At 53.2% G+C, this 1,908-nt stretch carries 1 protein-coding gene; it reads right to left on the bottom strand.

Features of this window, described 5'->3' with window-relative positions; all coding sequences use genetic code 11:
* Positions 1–547: 547 nt before the first annotated feature.
* Positions 548–1,504, bottom strand: a complete 957-nt coding sequence (locus tag HMPREF1556_RS06260) for a hypothetical protein (RefSeq protein ID WP_021667533.1) — start codon at positions 1,502–1,504, stop codon at positions 548–550.
* Positions 1,505–1,908 lie beyond the last annotated feature (404 nt).

Genomic DNA, 1,908 nt, shown 5'->3' with positions numbered 1-1,908 from the left:
AGCTCGTTGGGTGCGCAAAGGCAGGCACTATCGGTACGGGTACAAAAGCACATGCTGACCGATGGGCAAGGGTTGGTGGAGAGCGTAATTACCATGCCAGCCAATTGTGCTGAGAGCCCTCACACGCTCTTACCGAGAGCGCTGATGCGTTCTTACCGAGAGCGCAAGTGGGCTCTAGGTAAGAGCGCAGACTTCCTTCCTATACCACCGATACAGAAAGAGTTAGCGAGGAGGGAGCGGAAGGGGTAATCATTCCCCTCCATCCCTCGGGATTGGACATCGGGGCATGAAGCAGTAAGAGGCCTAGCCCCCGATGGAGCTGGCCTCTCTAACTCGACCTCATATCCCCGGTCTGTCCTCAGAGAGCACCTAGGAGCAGAGGCCCTTGGACTCGCTTCTGTCACCACGTATGCGACACGGATATGCTCCTAGGCGAGGACACGGCACAGCAAAGGCACCCGTGGAGCCGCCGAAGGGGGCAGTCGCTCCGCAGGTGCCTCGTGATAGCCACGGACAGCCCCGTAGGGGGGCTTGACTCGATAGGCTCCTAGAAGGTGTACTGTATCCCTGCTTGGTAGCCTACGTACAACTGCTGTCGTAGCGATGGGCTCTGACGCTCCCATATCGGTCTGGAGGAGAGGAGCCGTCCATCGCCTCCGTGCCCAGAGCGAAGGTAATTGAGGCTAAGACCACCCCAGAGGTCCCAGTGCTGTCCTAATCGAATGGAGGGGAGGAGGGCATAGCCCACCTTAAACGTACTATTCTTTGAAAATCCGATATTCTGTACCGTAACTTCGTTGTTTATCCTCAGCCATGGGAAGCAATTGAGGTGCACCCCCAAGCCCGCTATAGTGGCTAGGGTCTTCTCATGCGCTCTATAGTTGTACCCGAGCCCGATGATCCCATAGGTAAATCTACTCCCCGTACGCAGTGTGATCGCCGTCGTACCGACCTCATCATACTGTATACCTAGGGTATACTCTCCCTTTTTGATCAGATTGAGTAGCCCGATCGGGTAGTCACTCTCATCCGCGATATTGACGAGAGCGGCGAATTGTACCCCGGAGACCTTTTTAGCCAGATTTACAACCCCCGTGATCTGCGCACCGACTACTTCGTTCCCCATATTGAGGATACCGGAGAGCTGGACACCACGATAGTGAGTCTTCGAGATATTAGCTACCCCCGCCAGGGAGGCACCCGAGCCCTCATTGCCGATATAGTTGTATAGCCCTGCCCACTGAATGCCATGGGCATCGTTTCGCACGATATTGGCCAATCCTGCGAAGGTAAAGGCTCGTACATTCCCCGAAAGGCCGACCAGCGTACTAAAGGAAACGGTATTTGTGTACGCTCCTGCATTCCCTCCGTTGGTGCTTATTGGAGGGAAGAAGCCGAGCTGTACCCGAGAGGTCTTCTCCCCAGTAGACTGGGCGTATCCTGACGTAATGAATGCACTCACGAGGACGAGGGCGGATAATGCTATTTGTACGATCTGTTTCATGTCTGTATCTCTTCTTGAGTTCGGTGATCTATGTGAAGGCTGTGTCTGTATGTGATTACTTTAGCTGACAGCACAAATGTACTTAATCTATTGGACTCATTACACTTATAGGAGAGAACCATGGGGCTAACACTTGCCTATCCGAGGCCTCTGGGACATGCTCCACCCCCTAACCACGACACCACCCTCCGGTAGCCTATATATAATAGAGACCATTGCACGGTATTCAAAGGTGTACAGGGTTGTGGTTATTCCATATGCCACTGATATTTAGTATCTTCACAACTAAAACAGTCGTATAGCTATGCCAACCAAACAAAGCGAATCCGCTCCAAGCTTCCTGCTAGTTTATACGCAGGTGCTTCGCGACCGCATGAAGCACTCGTTCCTTCGACAGATCAGCG

The sequence above is a fragment of the Porphyromonas sp. oral taxon 278 str. W7784 genome (genome assembly GCF_000467855.2).
Classification (GTDB): Bacteria; Bacteroidota; Bacteroidia; order Bacteroidales; family Porphyromonadaceae; genus Porphyromonas.
The sequence above is the reverse complement of the archived record's forward strand: the minus strand, read 5'-3'. Positions and strand labels throughout refer to the sequence as shown.